17 protein-coding genes are annotated in these 15860 nt (G+C 55.6%); 10 read left to right on the top strand and 7 right to left on the bottom strand.

Annotation, left to right across the window (positions count from 1 at the left end):
• Window positions 1-27: 27 nt before the first annotated feature.
• From CHR62_RS09645 to CHR62_RS09605, 10 genes are all read left to right on the top strand, one after another.
• Window positions 28-1500, top strand: coding sequence for a flagellar hook protein FlgE (locus tag CHR62_RS09645; RefSeq protein ID WP_123660795.1), 1473 nt, complete (start codon window positions 28-30; stop codon window positions 1498-1500).
• Window positions 1501-1512: 12 nt separating this feature from the next.
• Window positions 1513-2271, top strand: a complete 759-nt coding sequence (locus tag CHR62_RS09640; RefSeq protein ID WP_093970469.1) for a flagellar basal body rod protein FlgF — start codon at window positions 1513-1515, stop codon at window positions 2269-2271.
• 42 nt (window positions 2272-2313) lie between these two features.
• The gene (gene flgG / locus CHR62_RS09635) at window positions 2314-3099 is read left to right on the top strand and encodes a flagellar basal-body rod protein FlgG (RefSeq protein WP_093970468.1); all 786 of its coding nucleotides are present in this window, start codon (window positions 2314-2316) and stop codon (window positions 3097-3099) included.
• Window positions 3100-3120: 21 nt separating this feature from the next.
• Window positions 3121-3810: a flagellar basal body L-ring protein FlgH gene (locus tag CHR62_RS15690; RefSeq protein WP_173862521.1), complete on the top strand. Its 690-nt coding sequence runs from the start codon at window positions 3121-3123 to the stop codon at window positions 3808-3810.
• A gap of 18 nt (window positions 3811-3828) precedes the next feature.
• Entirely contained in the window at window positions 3829-4932 is a 1104-nt protein-coding gene (locus CHR62_RS15685) for a flagellar basal body P-ring protein FlgI (protein WP_199722920.1), read from the top strand.
• A gap of 12 nt (window positions 4933-4944) precedes the next feature.
• Complete coding sequence (gene flgJ / locus CHR62_RS09625) at window positions 4945-5976, top strand: flagellar assembly peptidoglycan hydrolase FlgJ (protein ID WP_123660794.1); 1032 nt, start codon at window positions 4945-4947, stop codon at window positions 5974-5976.
• 75 nt (window positions 5977-6051) lie between these two features.
• Window positions 6052-7710, top strand: coding sequence for a flagellar hook-associated protein FlgK (gene flgK / locus CHR62_RS09620; protein WP_123660793.1), 1659 nt, complete (start codon window positions 6052-6054; stop codon window positions 7708-7710).
• A 55-nt stretch (window positions 7711-7765) separates the two neighbouring features.
• Window positions 7766-9325, top strand: a complete 1560-nt coding sequence (flgL, locus tag CHR62_RS09615) for a flagellar hook-associated protein FlgL (RefSeq protein ID WP_093970465.1) — start codon at window positions 7766-7768, stop codon at window positions 9323-9325.
• 104 nt (window positions 9326-9429) lie between these two features.
• A complete protein-coding gene (locus CHR62_RS09610) occupies window positions 9430-10962 on the top strand; it encodes a methyl-accepting chemotaxis protein (RefSeq protein WP_233574946.1) in 1533 nt (510 codons plus the stop codon).
• Complete coding sequence (locus tag CHR62_RS09605; protein ID WP_123660791.1) at window positions 10963-11493, top strand: hypothetical protein; 531 nt, start codon at window positions 10963-10965, stop codon at window positions 11491-11493. It abuts the gene before it with no gap.
• An 85-nt stretch (window positions 11494-11578) separates the two neighbouring features.
• Here CHR62_RS09605 and fliR read toward each other — a convergent pair whose 3' ends face one another.
• From fliR to fliL, 7 genes are read right to left on the bottom strand one after another with little or no spacing between them, the layout of a single operon-like run.
• Window positions 11579-12358 (bottom strand): flagellar biosynthetic protein FliR, encoded by a 780-nt coding sequence (gene fliR / locus CHR62_RS09600; protein ID WP_093970462.1) that lies wholly within the window; start codon window positions 12356-12358, stop codon window positions 11579-11581.
• A gap of 16 nt (window positions 12359-12374) precedes the next feature.
• Window positions 12375-12644, bottom strand: coding sequence for a flagellar biosynthesis protein FliQ (gene fliQ / locus CHR62_RS09595; protein ID WP_093970461.1), 270 nt, complete (start codon window positions 12642-12644; stop codon window positions 12375-12377).
• A 20-nt stretch (window positions 12645-12664) separates the two neighbouring features.
• Window positions 12665-13459: a flagellar type III secretion system pore protein FliP gene (fliP, locus tag CHR62_RS09590; protein WP_093970460.1), complete on the bottom strand. Its 795-nt coding sequence runs from the start codon at window positions 13457-13459 to the stop codon at window positions 12665-12667.
• On the bottom strand, window positions 13456-13749 hold the full coding sequence (gene fliO, locus CHR62_RS09585; RefSeq protein ID WP_158214024.1) for a flagellar biosynthetic protein FliO: 294 nt from the start codon (window positions 13747-13749) through the stop codon (window positions 13456-13458). The genes fliP and fliO overlap by 4 nt, the downstream gene beginning before the upstream one ends.
• A gap of 4 nt (window positions 13750-13753) precedes the next feature.
• Window positions 13754-14380: a flagellar motor switch protein FliN gene (gene fliN, locus CHR62_RS09580; protein WP_093970458.1), complete on the bottom strand. Its 627-nt coding sequence runs from the start codon at window positions 14378-14380 to the stop codon at window positions 13754-13756.
• Window positions 14373-15386: a flagellar motor switch protein FliM gene (gene fliM, locus CHR62_RS09575; RefSeq protein WP_123660790.1), complete on the bottom strand. Its 1014-nt coding sequence runs from the start codon at window positions 15384-15386 to the stop codon at window positions 14373-14375. The genes fliN and fliM overlap by 8 nt, the downstream gene beginning before the upstream one ends.
• Window positions 15387-15842 (bottom strand): flagellar basal body-associated protein FliL, encoded by a 456-nt coding sequence (gene fliL / locus CHR62_RS09570; protein WP_123660789.1) that lies wholly within the window; start codon window positions 15840-15842, stop codon window positions 15387-15389.
• Window positions 15843-15860 lie beyond the last annotated feature (18 nt).

Raw genomic sequence — 15860 nt, 5'->3', positions numbered from 1 at the left:
AGTTAACGGTCAGGACAAGGAAGAATCATGGGTTTCGGTCAAGGTTTAAGCGGTCTGAATGCTGCTGCACAAGAGCTCGACGTCATTGGCAACAACATTGCCAACGCGGGCACAGTCGGCTTCAAGTCGTCGTCGGTGGTGTTCTCCGACGTCTACGCCAATTCGCAGGTCGGTCTGGGGGTCAAGCTGGCCGCTGTCAACCAGCGTTTTACGGTGGGTTCCATCACAAACACGGGTAACCAGCTCGACCTGGCCATCGACGGCATGAAGGGCTTGTTCCGTGTCGAGGACCCCAACGGCAATATTCTGTATACCCGTAACGGTCAGTTCTTTGCCGACGAAAAGAACTTTATTGTCAATGCACAAGGCCAGCGTCTTACCGGTTTTGGCCTGATTGGCGATGATATGGCGCCGCTTCAGGTACCCCTGGGTAACTTGCCTCCGTCTGCAACCACCGATATTGCGACGATGACCAACCTGAACGCAAACGCCAACATTGTGTACGAACAAGGCGATACCATCGGGCTGGTGTATGCCAGTAGCGATGGGGGGACGACTTGGAATCAATACCGTTATCGTATGGATAGTGCCTCTGGCGCTATCTTGTCATGGAGCAATGCGGACGGTTCGCCAGCGACGCTTGCCGATGGTAATTATAATTTTGCAAATGATGCCGCCGGTACAGGATCAGTAGGTCCGTTCGCAGTGGCTGGTAATGCAGTCGCACCTGCCGACACCGCAGCAATTAAATCGGTCGGCGAAACCGACGGCATCGTTGCCCGTCCGTTCAGCACTACCGACGCCAACAGCTATACCCACTCGTTGCCGTTAACGGCTTACGACTCGCTGGGTAATTCCCACCAGTTCATTCAGTATTTCGTCAAGCGCGAATCGGATGCGGGCCAAACCGCCTGGGACGTCTACTATGCCATGGATGGTAATGTCATCAACCCCACCGCACCGCACCAGATGCGCTTCTCGGAAAGTGGTCAGTTGGTGTCTGGCCAGCAGAACACGCTCAACATTACCAATGTTGGCGGGCTTACAGCGCCTGCTGCCGATTTGGAACTCGCCTTTGATTACGACAAATCCACATCGTTCAGCGGCGCGTTCTCCTATACGTTTACCCCCAGTGGTTACCCCACGGGCGAATATGCCGGCATCTCTATCGGTACAGACGGCGCGGTAATTGCCAGCTATACCAACGGCGAAATGCGCACCACTGGTTACGTGGCTCTGGCAAACTTTAATAACTTGAATGGTCTCAAACCTTCGGGCGACAACGCTTGGGTAGAAACCGGCGCGTCGGGTCAGCCTATCGTGGGCCGTCCTGGTACTAATGGTCTGGCAAGCATCAAAGGGCAGGCGGTCGAAGACTCCAACGTCGACCTTAGCCAGGAATTGGTGCGCATGATTATTGCTCAGCGCTTCTATCAAGCTAACGCACAAACCATCAAAACCCAGGATCAGATCGTCCAGAATCTGATCTCGATGCGCTAATCGGCTTAAGTTATGGATCGTATTGCGTATATCGCAGCGGGTGGGGCGGCTAAGGTGCTTGAGCAGCAGTCGGTGCTCAGCAACAACATGGCCAACGTGGCTACCTCTGGCTTTCGTGAACAGCTCGTTAATTACCGCGCTGTTCCCATCAATGCCGAAAATACCTCGCCCACCCGAGTCGCGACCATTGCATCAACCCCGGGCAGTAATTTTGGGCAAGGCGCCATGACCGAAACCGGTCATGCGCTTGATGTAGCGGTTATGGGAGACGGCTGGTTTGCTGTGCGGGGCCCTAATGGTCAAGAGGCCTACACGCGTGCCGGTGATCTTGCGGTCAACCAAAACAACCAGTTGGTTAACCAAGCCGGTCATGTGATGTTGTCTAACGACGGCGCGCCCATCGAGGTGCCCGAGCGCGGCAGCATTACGTTTACGTCTGATGGCTCAATTACCGCGCTGGGTGCAGGTGACAACCCCGCCGACATTCAAGTTATTGGTCAGCTCAAGTTGGTCAACCCACCAGCGCAGGCCATGCAGCGCGGCGACGACGGCCTGTTCCGCTTCGACCAGGGCAATGGCCCCGCGGCTGCACCGGCAGACCCTGCGGTGCGCATGGTGTCTGGCTTTGTCGAGAAAAGCAACGTCAGCGCTGCCGAAACCATGATCGGCCTGATTCGTAACGGCCGCATGTTCGAGATGCAGATGCAGATTATTCAAGATGCTGATCGTAACGCCGAGCGCGCTAACAGCATTTTGTCGAGCAACGGTTAATGTAAAGCAGGGCGACGCAAATCTCGCCCCAAAGGAAAAACAATGATTCGTTCGTTATGGATTGCCAAGACAGGTCTTGAAGCTCAACAGACCAATCTCGATGTCATTTCAAACAACCTGGCTAACGTCAACACCTCTGGTTTTAAGCGCAGCCGCGCGGTGTTCGAAGACCTGATGTACCAAACCATTCGCCAGCCGGGCGCGCAGGTGGGTGCCGCCAACCAGCTGCCTTCGGGTATGCAGTTGGGTACCGGTGTGCGTACCGTTGCCACCGAGCGCATCCATTCGCAAGGCAATATGCGCGAAACCGGTAACCAGCTCGATGTGGCTATTCAGGGTCGTGGCTTTTTGCAGGTCGAAATGCCTGACGGTACATTTGCCTACACGCGTGACGGCAGCTTGCAAGTTGATCAGAACGGTCAGTTAGTGACGGCGGGCGGCTACCCGGTACAGCCGCCCATCAACATTCCCGACAATGCGCTGAGCGTCAGTATTGCCCGCGATGGCACCGTATCCATCACGCAGCCTGGTGCCGTCGGTGCTAGCGTCGAAGTCGGTCAAATTCAGCTGACGACGTTCATCAACCCCACTGGCTTGCAAAGCTTGGGCGAAAACCTCTACGCCGAAACCGATGCCTCTGGCCCGGGCAACTTTGCTCAGCCTGGCTTGGATGGTGCGGGTTTGCTGATGCAAAACTATGTTGAAACGTCGAACGTCAACGTAGCCGAAGAGCTCGTGAACATGATTACGTCGCAGCGTGCATACGAAATGAACAGTAAAGCTATCCAGACATCCGACCAGATGCTTGCTCGCTTGACTCAGCTGTAATTTTATTGGTCTGGAATATCGATGTTGCTTCGTGGTTTTCGTGGGTATGTGGTAGCGGCAGTGGCTGTTCTGGTTCAGGGTTGTGCACTTGTGCCACCTGAGCCTATTGTTACGGGGCCGCTCACGGCGCCGCCGCCTCCCATGAATACGGTCATGCCCGAGCCCAACGGCTCGATCTATCAACCGACGGCGTATGGTAATTACCCGTTGTTCGAAGACCGTCGTCCGCGCAATGTGGGTGATATCGTCACGATCATCATTCAAGAGCGCACCAACGCTGCCAAAAGCGTAGCGACCGAGTCCAGTCGCTCTGGCAGCGCCGGCTTAGGCATTGAGCTGGCGCCGGCAATTTTGCCTTCCAATATTGGCCCGCAGCAAAATTTCAACATGGGCGGCAACAACGATGCCGAAGGCAGGGGGTCTAGCCAGGCCAACAATACATTCTCCGGTACGTTGACCACAACCGTTATAGGCGTGTTGCCTAACGGCAATTTACAAATCGCCGGCGAGAAGCAAATTGCCATTAACCGTGGGTCTGAGTACATCCGGTTTTCTGGTGTTGTCGACCCGCGCTCTATCTCTGGCGCGGGTACGGTGCCTTCTACGCAAGTTGCTGACGCCAAAATCGAGTATCGCAGCAAGGGTCGTATGGATGAGGTTCAGGAAATGGGCTGGTTGCAGCGTTTCTTCCTCAACATTTCGCCGTTCTAATCTCTCTCGGTCATACGTATGAAATTTCTTAAATATTTCTTTGCCGTGTTGGCGCTGGTGCTGATGGTGCCGGCCCAGGCTGATCGCATCAAAGATCTGGCTTCAATACAAGGCGTCCGTGAGAACCAGTTGATTGGTTACGGTTTGGTGGTGGGCCTGGACGGTAGTGGCGATCAGGTGCGTCAGTCGCCTTTTACGCAGCAAAGTCTTACGAACATGTTGTCCCAGCTTGGTGTGACCGTACCCCAGGGCACCAATATGCAGATTAAAAACGTGGCCGCTGTGATGGTAACGGCGCGTTTGCCCGCCTTTGCCCGCCCAGGGCAGGCTGTCGATGTCGTTGTTTCTTCGATGGGCAATGCCAAAAGCTTGCGTGGTGGCACGTTGTTGATGACGCCTCTCAAAGGCGCCAATGGCCAGGTTTACGCTATTGCCCAAGGTAATTTGCTTGTAGGTGGCGCAGGTGCGCAATCGGGTGGGTCCAGTGTGCAGGTTAATCAGCTGAATGGCGGTACGATTCCCGATGGCGCGATCGTCGAGCGCGGGGTGCCCACGACATTTATTCGCGATGGCTTCATCAACCTCGAACTGAACACCACTGATTTTGGTATTGCGCAAAACGTGGCGTCTGCGGTTAACCGCAAGCTGGGCGCTGGTACCGCGTCTGTGCTTGATGGGCGTTTGGTTCAGCTGAGGGGCCCCACCGATCCTGAGCGTCAGGCCTTGTTCCTGTCGCAAATCGAAAATATTCAAGTGGCCTTGCCGCCTGCCCGTGCAAAAGTCATTATTAATGCGCGTACCGGATCTGTGGTCATGAACCGTACGGTAACCATCGAAGAAGCTGCGATTGCCTACGGAAACCTGTCTGTTGCTATCAGCAGCCAGCAGCAGGTCAACCAGCCCGACACGCCCTTTGCCGGCGGCGAAACGGTGGTGACCGAAAGCACCCAAATCGAGATGCGCACCGACAGTGGCAGCATCAAGCGGGTAAAAACGAGTGCCCGCCTGGCTGATGTCGTTAGTGCGTTGAATGCCTTGGGGGCGACACCTCAAGATTTGCTGTCGATACTGCAAACACTCAAAAGCGCGGGCGCTCTGCGCGCCGATCTTGAAATCATCTGACGTTTGACTGCCATGAACGCACCGCTTTATCTGCCTCGTCCTGCCGATCAAGTGTCCTCGATGGACATGAATCATCTGAACCGTTTGCGTGGCGATGTGCAGGGCATGGGCGCGCTCGATCCCAAAGCGCAGGAAGAGGTTGCCCAGCAGTTCGAGGCCTTGTTCATCCAGCAAATGCTCAAGCAGGCCCGCGCCTCGACACCAGGTATCGAAGGTATTTTCGACAGCGATCAAACGCGTTTGGCTCAGAGCTTGTCCGATGAGCAATCGGCGCAGACGCTGGCCAAATCGGGGTTGGGCCTGGCTCAAGCTTTGCTGTCGCAAATGCGGGGCGAAATGCAGCCCGCGGTCGATCCGCGTTTGCCGCACGATCGTGGTCTGGCCGCCGCTGCGGCGCTGCAGTCATCGGGCGTAGGGTCGCCAAATAAATTTGATTCAATTACCGATTTGCTCCAACTGTTGGGCAATACGCCCGTAGCCAAGCAGGCTAAGGCCACAACCGAAGCCTTGTATACGGCCATTAAAGGTTCGCCCGCTCACATAGAAGAGTTCGTGGCGAAATTGGGCGGTGCTGCGCGCCAGGCCGCGGAAAGCAGCGGTATTCCGGCTAAATTGATTCTTAGCCAGGCTGCGCTCGAATCGGGGTGGGGGCGGCGTGAAATCCGCGGCGAAGATGGCAGTAACAGCTATAACCTGTTCGGTATCAAGGCTACGTCAAACTGGACTGGCAAAGTCGTGAATATCACCACCACCGAGTACGTCGACGGCCAGCCGCAAAAAATGGTGCAGCCATTCCGGGCCTACAACTCGTATGCCGAATCATTTGCCGACTATGCGCGCTTGATCAGCCAGTCCGAGCGCTACAGCGAGGTGATGACGGCGCCCAATGCCGAAGCGGCGGCGGTAAGGATCCAGCAGGCGGGTTATGCAACTGATCCAAAATACGCAGACAAGCTCATTTCTATCATGGGTTACCTAGACGATCGTCTGGGGCCGAAGCAGGTAGCGCGTGCTAACCCGACTTCTTCGGTAACCCCCGGTTAAGGCGCTAAACATTTGGCGATTCCGGCCGTTAACCTGACGTAAGGTTATTTACCCTGTTTTCTTAGTGGAACCTCAATGAATTTAGCGAATCTGGGTCTGTCGGGCATCAATGTTGCACAAAACCGTCTCCAGACCACCGGCCACAACATCAATAACGCCAATACCGATGGCTATAACCGTCAGTCGGTCAATGTTTCGACGGCGGGTGCTCAGAGCATGGGGCGTGGGTATATCGGCATGGGCGTGAAAACCGACTCCATTGAGCGCGCCTACGACAACTTTTTGTATCGTCAGTTGGTCAATTCGCAAAGCAAAGAGTCCGAGCTTGCGTCTTACGGTACCGAGATTAAGCAAATCAATAATCTGTTTGCCGATCGCACGGTAGGCATTTCACCGGCGCTGCAAAAGTTTTTTGACGGCATTCAGGCCGTGGCATCGGCGCCTGCTGATCCGGCCGCCCGTAAAGAGCTGCTGGGCCGCGCTTCGAGTCTTGTGGGTCAAATCAATGATGCCAACGCATTCCTTGACGACCAGCGCAATAACCTGAATACGCAAATCAGCACGACGGTGCGCCAGATCAATAGTTACGTCGAACGCATTCACGGTTTCAACCAGCAAATTGTGACGGCTAAGGCTGCCGGCGCAGGCGCTGCGCCTAACGATCTGCTCGATCAGCGCGATCAGGCTGTGGCTGAACTAAATAAGCTGGTGGGCGTTACTGTTATCGAACAAGGCGATCGATTTGGGTTGTCGTTTGGCAGCGGGCAAGTATTGCTGAGCGCCGACACGATGTACCCGCTTACGGCCAAGCCGTCCGACAACGACCCTAAACGTACGGTGGTTTCGTACACCATGCCGGTGGGCAACAACAAAACCACCCAAGTCGAAATCGACGATCAGTACATCCGCGGCGGTGCTTTGGGCGGCCTCATGCAGTATCGTTCCGAAACGCTCGACCCTATCCAGAACGACCTGGGACGTATGGCGGTGGGCTTGGCCATGTCGGTTAATCAGGCGCACGCGCAAGGCTTTGATCAAAATGGCAACCCGGGTGGCGAAGTCTTTTCCATGCGTCAACCCGTTGTGGGGGCGGCAGTTACCAACAAAGGTACGGCTGCATTCACGGCTACGTTTTCCGACGCCAGCCAGCTGACGGCGCAAGACTATCAAATAGCCTACGATGGCACCAATTACTCGGTGGTTCGTGTCCCCGAGGGCTCGCTGGCCTATAAGGGGGACAGCAGCGGTTTTCCTCAGGTTATCGATGGCCTCGAAATTAACTTTTCGTCTACTTCGGGCGCGCCGGTTGCCGGCGACGTCTGGTCGTTGACGCCCACTCGCAACGCGGCATCAGACCTCGGCTTGACACTAAATGACCCTGCGCGGTTTGCTGCGGCCGGTACCGACGCAGGTGACGCCGATAACGCTAATGCGCTGGCGATGGCTCAACTGCAAACCAAAAAAACGTTGGGGCAGGGCACCATGAGCCTGAACGAATCGTTTTCGCAGATCGTCAACAATATCGGTGTTCAAACCCAGCAAAACATTACGTCACAAAAGGCGCAATCTACGCTGGTGCAGCAAAACTTTTCTGCACAGCAGGCCGTTTCAGGCGTCAACCTCAACGAAGAGTACGTCAATCTCGAACGCTATCAAGAGCAGTTTCGGGCGGCCTCACGGCTTATCGATATCAGCGGTACGCTGTTCGACACCCTGTTGGGTCTGAAGCAGTAATTTAGGTTTTGGGTTAGTGGTAGCAATTACAGTCCCCGATTTATAGGCGGTCGTCATGCGTATCAGTTCATCTTTGTTTTTCCAGACCGGTGTAAAAACCATCAACACCCAGCAAGCCGACCTGATGCATTTGTATCAGCAAATCGGTACGGGCAAGCGCATGATCACGCCGTCTGACGACCCCTTGGCGGCCGCTCAAACCATCAATATTGCGCAGTCGCAATCTCTGAATGCGCGCTATACCGAAAATCGCCAAGTGGCCAAAACAGCCTTGGCAACTGAAGAAAACACGCTGAATTCGGTGTCGTCGTTATTGCAAGGTATTAAGACCCGGCTGGTCGAAGCGGGTAACGGTACGCTTTCCGACGCCGACCGTACGGTGCTGGCCAATGTGCTCTCAAACGCCAAAGACAACCTGCTGGGTTTGGCTAACGCCACCGATGGCAGTGGGCAATATCTGTTTTCCGGGCATGCCGGTAGCCGTCCGCCCTTTGTCGCCGGCTCAACTGGTGCTGTTTCCTATCAGGGCGACGAAGGCCGCCGTTTGATTCAGATCGATCAAACCCGCCAGCTCGACTCTGCTGACTCCGGTCGCGAAATCTTCATGAGTGCTGCTCCGGGTGCACGCGATTACATCACCATGGCCGACCTGGGCAATACCGGTACCGGGGTTATTGAATCGCCCATTATCACCAACCCCAAAGGCGCCTATGTGGGCGAGTCGTTTCAAATCGACTTTTCCGAAGCTGCCGATGGCACCATGCAGTACAGTTTTCAGGTGTTTGATGCTGATGGTAATGTCCTTTCGGGCCCCTCAACACCGGTTAACTATTCGGCTGAAAACGCCTCGCTCGATTTGCCGGGTGGCGTGCAGGTTAAGTTCTCGGGCGTTCCAGCCGACGGCGATACCTTCCGTGTCGAACCCGTATTCCTGAGCAACCCTCATGTGGCGGCTGCATCGGCCGGCTGGTCGGGTGGCGTAACCCTGGGCAAACCGCAGGTTACTGACCCAGCCGGGGCCAATGTCAGCAGCGAACTGTCCGTTGTTTTTGGGGCCGAAACCGCCCCGGGTTCGGGTATTTATGATTACACCGTGACCGATAACGGTACACCGCCAGTATCCACGACGCTTCAATACGATTCTGCCAGCGGCAATCCGCTAGACCTGGGGGGAGGCATGCAAGTGGCGTTGTCTGGCGTACCGGTCAGTGGTGACGCCTTTACGGTCAAGCCCGTAGAGGCTCCAGCGAACCTGAATATTTTTGATTCCATCGACGCCATGATTGCGGCCCTCGAGCGGCCTACTGTAGCCGATCCTGCCGCGCGTGCCATGTTCAGTAACGTGCTCGCGTCCACCATGCAGCGCGTCGATGTGGTCTATGATCAGGTGCTCACCGTGCGTTCGTCGGTGGGTACGCGTATGGCCGAAATCGCCGCCATCGACGATAACGCCAGCCTGCGCGGTTTAAGTTACGCACAAGATCTGTCGCGTCTCGAAAACGTTGACTACTACGAGGCGACGGCGCAGCTCCAGTTGCGTACTGCAGCGCTCGAGGCGGCGTCAATGGCCTTCAAGAAAATTCAGGCGACCAGTTTGTTCAATATGAACAACTGATAAGCATCAAAGGGCGCATCAGGCGCCCTTTTCAGTACGCGTTATTTGCGGTTTCCTTTTACTTTTTCATCGAGATATAAAAAAACATGCGCGCGCAATTGCAGGTGAAAACACGTTTGGCATTGTTGCTGTTTTTTATGCTGGCGCTAACGCTGCTGGCCGTGGCAATGGGTTGGTATGCCATGCCGTCAGCCTCTGAAGCACGGTCAGCTTCTGCCGCATTGGTTCAGCGCCAAGAGCAGGCGACTTATGTTTTTATGATGGTTGCTGTACTTGCGGTGCTCTTGGCGCTGCTGACTTACCTGACCGTAGTGCGCAAGGCAACCGATCCAATGCAGCATATGGCGGCATTGCTGGCTAATCTGGCACAAGGGAACCTCACGAATAAAATTTCGGTACGCAGCACCGACGAGCCTGGCCAGATGTTTGCTAACGCAAAGGCGCTTCAAGATGCCTGGAGCAACGCCGTGGGTACCGTGCGTGAAGGTGTCAGTTATATCAATCACGACATCAAGCAACTGGTCTCTAGCAATTCCGACCTGACCTCGCGTACCGAGCAGCAAGCCACTGCCCTCGAACAAACAGCGTCAAGTATTCAGCAGTTGTCAGGCACTGTCAGGCAAAATGCAGATCATGCGCGCCAGGCAAACCAACTAGCCGTAACTGCGTCGCAGGTCGCGCAGCGCGGTGGTGATGCGGTTGGTGAAGTAGTGGCAACTATGCACGGCATTTCGACCAGTTCGCACAAAATTGCAGATATCGTTGGCGTTATTGACAGTATCGCCTTTCAGACTAATATTCTGGCGCTAAATGCCGCCGTTGAAGCCGCCCGAGCCGGTGAACAGGGTAAGGGCTTTGCCGTGGTGGCTTCTGAGGTGCGTGCGCTGGCTCAGCGCAGTGCGCATGCGGCCAAAGAAATTAAAGACCTCATCGAAGATTCGGTCAAGAAAGTGACCGAAGGTTCGGGTCAGGTTGAGCGTGCTGGTGCGACCATGGAGGAAATTGTTACTTCCGTGGCGCGTGTTACCGACATCATGGGCGAGATTTCCGCCGCAACCACCGAGCAGGCCGAAGGTATCGACCAGATTAATCAGGCGATTGGCCAGATGGACGGTATGACGCGTCAGAACGCGCAATTGGTGCATCGCTCGACCGAAGTCGCTGCAGATCTTGATGGTCGGGTAAATAAAGTCAGTACCGCGCTGTTGGGCTTTCAAGTCGAGCAGGGGGCCGTCGTTGATGTCGCGTCGGCGCACGCGTCGACAGTAAAGAACGAGCGCGCGACAGCCCAGGTAAATGCACCCAAGTTGTCTGCAGGGGCGGCTCGGCAGGCGACAGGGTCTGCAGCACCGGCATTGACCGGGGGTAGGGCTCGGCCAGCTGTTTCTGGAACGACAGCGGGCGCCGGGACAGCCTCAAGTACCCCTCGAAACCAGGCGATCGCGCGTAAGCCAGCCTCGTCGTTAACGGCGGCATCCGCAACACGCGATAGCGATGCAACGCTTAATCCGCGCGGGTCGGTTACTGGTTCAGAGTCCGATGCGGGCGCGTCGCGAGCAGTGCCTCCTACCCCTGCACGTTACGTGAGCAGCGGTACCAACGAAAGCCATCGCGAAGACGATTGGGAAGAGTTCTGAATGTCAGTCAAACAACGTTTTACTCAGATATGCCGATGGACGGTATTTTCGGTGTCGGCGCTATTGGTGGCCTGTTCTACAACCGGCCGTTCATTCAACAGCATGGCGCTAGCCAATTTTGTGCCCGGTCAAACGACTTACGCCCAGGCTGTCGAAATGTTAGGGTCGGAGCCGGAAAACACTTATTCGCAGCTTAACGGCACCATGATCGCCCGATGGGCGAACAAAAACTCAGTGCTGACCGATGCTATTTATTTTCGGCAAGAAGTGATGTTGCGGTTTAGCCCTGACGGGCGGTTTGAGCGTGTGGTTGATAGCGTGAACGTGCTGACTCAGCCCGGTGGCCAAAAAATGCCGGCGCATGGCCAGGTTTACGATGACCCCACCATGAGCGCCACAATCCAGCCAACGCCGGTAAAAGTCAGCACGCCTATGCCGCCGCCGCCATCGCCGGTGCCGCAACCTAATCCCGAGCTAGAGCAACCGTTGCATTCCAAGTCGGTGACCTACCCGGTTCGGGGAACATACTAATTTGATAAAGGCGCCGTCGGGGTCAGGTTCCCGACGTGACCGATTTGGTGTAGGCGTGAGGCCAAACCAGCGGCTGCGTGTTCGGCTATAGCGCGTTAATGACGCGGCCCATCGCGTCATACCCCGAGTCAAATAACTGTTGAACGAACGGGGCAATTTGCGGCAGCACAACCCACAGCAAAATTAGCCCGACCAGCAAGCTAATGGGAAAGCCAACGGCAAAAACCGACAGCTGCTGAGCGGTACGATTCAGGATGCCGAGCGCCAGGCTGATAGATAACAACACAATAATCAGTGGCAAGGCCAACAGCATCCCCGAAATCATGACTTGGGCCGACCAGTCAAACAGCACACCTAGCCCAGTTGACTGGATAGGGGTTGAACTGATGGGCAGCAGATCGAAGCTGCGTATGAGGCCGGCCAACATGAGCAGGTGGCCGTTGACCGCCAGGAACAGCAGCATGGCGATCATGTTCATCAGGCGCGCCAGCACTGCTGTATTGGCGCCAGTTTGCGGGTCGAAGAACGAGGCGAACGACAACCCCATTTGTAGTCCGATGAATTCGCCCGCGGTTTGCACGGCGGCAAATACGATGCGCATCACCAGGCCCAGTATGGTGCCAATAAGAAACTGCTGAAGCGTGATGAACAACCCCTCGTACGATGCCGGTGAAATGGCAGGTGGGGTGGGTAGCGTCGGCGCTATGATGATGGACAGGAACGCGGCGAGCCCGACTTTGGCCCGCGTGGGAATCGAGGATTCGCCCAGTAGTGGTGCAGTACTTAAAAATGCCAGCAGTCGAACAAACGGCCACAGAAAGGCGTTTAGCCAAGTGTATAGCTGATCGACTTCGATGGAGACCATGGCGCGGGGGCTGCGGCTAGCCGGCCAGCCCGGGCAATGACAGGATGAGTTGACGGATGTAATCGACCATCACACTGATCAGCCAGGGTCCAAGCAACACGAGCGTAGCGCCAACGGCCAGCAGCTTCGGAATAAATGACAGTGTCATTTCGTTGATTTGTGTGGCTGCCTGGAAAATACTGATGACCAAACCGACCACCAGTGTTACGAATAGCAGCGGGCCCGCCATCATCAGAGCGACTTGCATTGCCACGTAGGTCATCGACATGACGGTTTCAGCAGTCATTGAGCTTGCCTTGCGTTGTGCTATTGAGAAAAGCTGCGGGCCAACGAACCCAGCAAAAGGTGCCAGCCATCAGCCAGTACAAACAGCATGAGTTTGAACGGCAACGAAATGGTTACTGGCGGTACCATCATCATACCCAAGGCCATCAAAACACTGGCAACGACCAGGTCAATGATCAGGAATGGAATGAAAATGGTGAAGCCGATCTGGAACGCGGTTTTTAATTCGCTGGTGACGAAAGCAGGTACAAGTACCCGTAGCGGGACATCTTGTGGGGTTTGAATGTCGCCAATGTTGGCCATATTGGCAAAGAGCGACAGGTCGGTTTCGCGAGTGTGGCTGAGCATAAAGGCGTGCAGGGGCCGTGATCCGGCCTGCAAGGCAGCCTCGAAAGACAGGTCGCCGGTGCTTAGGGGCAGGTAGGCCTGTTCGTAGATTTGATCGAAAACCGGTGCCATTGCAAACAAGGTCAGAAACAATGCCAGACCAATCAATACCGAGTTGGGGGGCGACGCACCGGTACCCATGGCATTACGCAGCAGACCCAGCACAATAATGACGCGTGTGAAACCGGTCATCATGAGTAACATGGCCGGCAGGAACGACATCATGGTCAGCAGCAACAGGGTTTGCAGGCTGAGGGAATAGGTTTGTTCGCCGTTGGCCCCTGGCGTGGCTATAAACGCGGGCATGCCTTGTGCGGCTGCACCGATGGCGAAGGTACTGCCCAAAATGAACAGGGCAACCAAAATCAATGCTTTTAAAGACACTCTGAACGAGGGTGTGGTGCAGGCAGACTGTAGGGGCGCGTTCATACTGTGTCTTTTGGCGTGCCGGCGTCTTGGCGCGCGCTGTTTGCTGGCGGCAGCGTATGCAATAACGAAATGTTCTGAGGCGTTACGCCCAGCACCAATCGGGTGTCTTCGACCTCGACAATGGTAATAAAGCCGCGGCCGCCAAGGCTGTATGAGCTGACAACCTTGATGTCTTGCTGGCTACGGCCACGAATAAGGCCGGCCCGTCGGGCGAGCCAGGCACCGCCCAAAATCAACGCCAGAATGAATAGCAGAGCCAGAATCGGCTGCAGGACTTCGGGCGCATTCATGGGTTTAACGGCGGCTGTTGAGTCGGTGCAGACGGTCGGACGGCGTAATGATGTCGGTAAGACGAATGCCGTACTTGTCATCGACCACAACAACTTCGCCCTGAGCAATCAGGTAGCCATTGACGAAAATATCCATGGGCTCGCCGGCCAGGCCGTCGAGCTCGACGACCGAACCTTGTCCCAGTTGCAAGATATTTTTGATCGTGAGCTTGGTGCGCCCGAGTTCGACCGAAAGCTGGACGGGGATGTCCATGATAAGGTCGATATCGCTGTTGCCACCACTACCCGAACCAATGAGCGGCTGGAAGACCTGTTGTGTCGCCGGCGTTGCCGTGGGTGCGGGCGATGAAAAGGCGTTGCCTGCAGTTGAGCCTGGCTTGTCCTGGTCTTCGGCAACGCCTGATGGCGTGGCGGCAGTTTGTTCTGCCAGCGCAGCAGCCCAGTCGTCCATGTCGTCTTGCAAGCCATCGGCCTGAGTAGGACCACGTGAGGCTGCCGCTTGTTCAGACAGCGCAGCGGCCCAGTCGTCGTCAAGTTCTTCTGACAAACCGCCGGCCTGTGTAGGGTCTTGGTCGGACAGACCGTTGGTGGCTGCGTTTTCTTTATCGGGATCTTGAGTCGGATCAGTCATGGTGTCTTGCTCGGGTTAATTCGTGTTCTATCGGTGCCAGAACTTTCTGTACACGCAGTGCGTAACGGTTATTGAATGTACCGTAGCTGCATTCGAGGACCGGGACGCCGCCCACATGGGCAGTAATAGTGGGGGACAGTTCGAGAGGCAGAACGTCGTTGATCTTCATACGCATGAGTTCGCCGATTGTGCTTTGGATCTGACCGAATTCGGCGACCATTTCGACGTCGGCACTGCGAACTTCGTTGGCGCGCTGGTTTGTCCAGCGACGGTCGACCGCGTCAGATGACGAGTCTTGCAGCGGGCGAGACAGCACGTCGCGAATGGGCTCGATCATGGAATAGGGCAGGCAAATATTCAGGTTGCCGCCCGATGCGCCCAGTTCGATGTTGAACGAGCACACGACAACGACTTCGTTGCCGCTGGTGATGCTTGCGAACTTGGCGTACATCTCGGATCGGATGTATTCGAGCTCAAGCGGGTAGATGTTTTCCCAGCAGCTTTTGTAGCAATCGAGTGTTGCGTTCAGCAAACGGCCAATAATGCGTTGCTCGGTGGTGGTGAAGTCGCGTCCTTCGATGCGGGTGTTGTAACGACCGCTACCGCCAAACAGGCTGTCGATGATCAGAAACACCAGATTTGGATCGAAGGTGAACAACGCCGTGCCGCGCAGCGGCTTGAGGGCAACCATATTAAGGTTGGCCGGCACAGGCAGGTTGCGTTCGAAGTCGGAGTACTTCTGGATTTTGATGGCCGAGACAGTGATGTCGGCGTTGCGTCGCATGAAGTTGAGCAACACGGTGCGCAAACGGCGAGCAAAACGCTCGTGAATGAGCTCGAGCGTGTGCATACGATGACGCACGACACGGTCGGGTGAGCTTAAGTCGTAGGGTCTGACCCCCGTGCGCGCGTCGTCGGACGACGGCGAAACGGGAGTTTCTTCGCCGGAGACCGTGGCCAGGATGGCATCAACCTCATCCTGAGATAGAAAGTTCGAATACGACATTTACTGGATGACGAACGCGGTGAAAAGCACGTTGGAAATTTTGGGCTGATTGGGATTCGGGAAGTAGGGTTGTGTCAGCGAAGCGACGATATCGGCCGCCAGCTGATTACGACCTTCATTGGCCTGAACATAACTTGGGGTGTTTTTTGTAAGCTCTGAAATAACGCGGTTGCGAACTTCGGGCATGTACTCGCGCAGGTGTTCACGCGAGGCTTCGTCGTCGACGCGCAACGTGATTTCAACATACAGAATGCGCGAACTATGATTGTCGCGCAACGTTACTGTGAAAGGATCAAGTGGCAGGAAAATGGGTTTGGCTGGGGGTTTGGCTTCGACCACTTCGGTGCTGTTTGCAGGCGCGCCCAGCATGCCGGACGCGTTCAGGAAATAGAAGGTGGCACCCAGGGTGACCGCCATGATCGCAATAACAAGTAACGCAAGTTTCAGCAGTTTCATCGGTTAAGGGTCGGCTTT

The organism is Pusillimonas sp. NJUB218 (assembly GCF_003788685.1).
GTDB lineage: Bacteria > Pseudomonadota > Gammaproteobacteria > Burkholderiales > Burkholderiaceae_B > Neopusillimonas.
Note: the sequence above shows the minus strand (reverse complement) of the source record. Positions and strands in the feature narration are given on the sequence as shown.

What these genes read in the sequence shown, in the direction of transcription:
- CHR62_RS09605 (WP_123660791.1), top strand. Translation starts at nt 10,963, where the DNA reads ATGTCAGTCAAACAACGTTTTACTCAGATATGCCGATGGACGGTATTT.
- flgJ (WP_123660794.1), top strand. Translation starts at nt 4,945, where the DNA reads ATGAACGCACCGCTTTATCTGCCTCGTCCTGCCGATCAAGTGTCCTCG.
- flgG (WP_093970468.1), top strand. Translation starts at nt 2,314, where the DNA reads ATGATTCGTTCGTTATGGATTGCCAAGACAGGTCTTGAAGCTCAACAG.
- fliL (WP_123660789.1), bottom strand. Translation starts at nt 15,842, where the DNA reads ATGAAACTGCTGAAACTTGCGTTACTTGTTATTGCGATCATGGCGGTC.
- CHR62_RS09640 (WP_093970469.1), top strand. Translation starts at nt 1,513, where the DNA reads ATGGATCGTATTGCGTATATCGCAGCGGGTGGGGCGGCTAAGGTGCTT.
- CHR62_RS15685 (WP_199722920.1), top strand. Translation starts at nt 3,829, where the DNA reads ATGAAATTTCTTAAATATTTCTTTGCCGTGTTGGCGCTGGTGCTGATG.
- flgL (WP_093970465.1), top strand. Translation starts at nt 7,766, where the DNA reads ATGCGTATCAGTTCATCTTTGTTTTTCCAGACCGGTGTAAAAACCATC.
- fliO (WP_158214024.1), bottom strand. Translation starts at nt 13,749, where the DNA reads ATGAATGCGCCCGAAGTCCTGCAGCCGATTCTGGCTCTGCTATTCATT.
- fliQ (WP_093970461.1), bottom strand. Translation starts at nt 12,644, where the DNA reads ATGACTGCTGAAACCGTCATGTCGATGACCTACGTGGCAATGCAAGTC.
- fliR (WP_093970462.1), bottom strand. Translation starts at nt 12,358, where the DNA reads ATGGTCTCCATCGAAGTCGATCAGCTATACACTTGGCTAAACGCCTTT.
- fliN (WP_093970458.1), bottom strand. Translation starts at nt 14,380, where the DNA reads ATGACTGATCCGACTCAAGATCCCGATAAAGAAAACGCAGCCACCAAC.
- flgK (WP_123660793.1), top strand. Translation starts at nt 6,052, where the DNA reads ATGAATTTAGCGAATCTGGGTCTGTCGGGCATCAATGTTGCACAAAAC.
- CHR62_RS15690 (WP_173862521.1), top strand. Translation starts at nt 3,121, where the DNA reads ATGTTGCTTCGTGGTTTTCGTGGGTATGTGGTAGCGGCAGTGGCTGTT.
- CHR62_RS09645 (WP_123660795.1), top strand. Translation starts at nt 28, where the DNA reads ATGGGTTTCGGTCAAGGTTTAAGCGGTCTGAATGCTGCTGCACAAGAG.
- fliM (WP_123660790.1), bottom strand. Translation starts at nt 15,386, where the DNA reads ATGTCGTATTCGAACTTTCTATCTCAGGATGAGGTTGATGCCATCCTG.
- fliP (WP_093970460.1), bottom strand. Translation starts at nt 13,459, where the DNA reads ATGAACGCGCCCCTACAGTCTGCCTGCACCACACCCTCGTTCAGAGTG.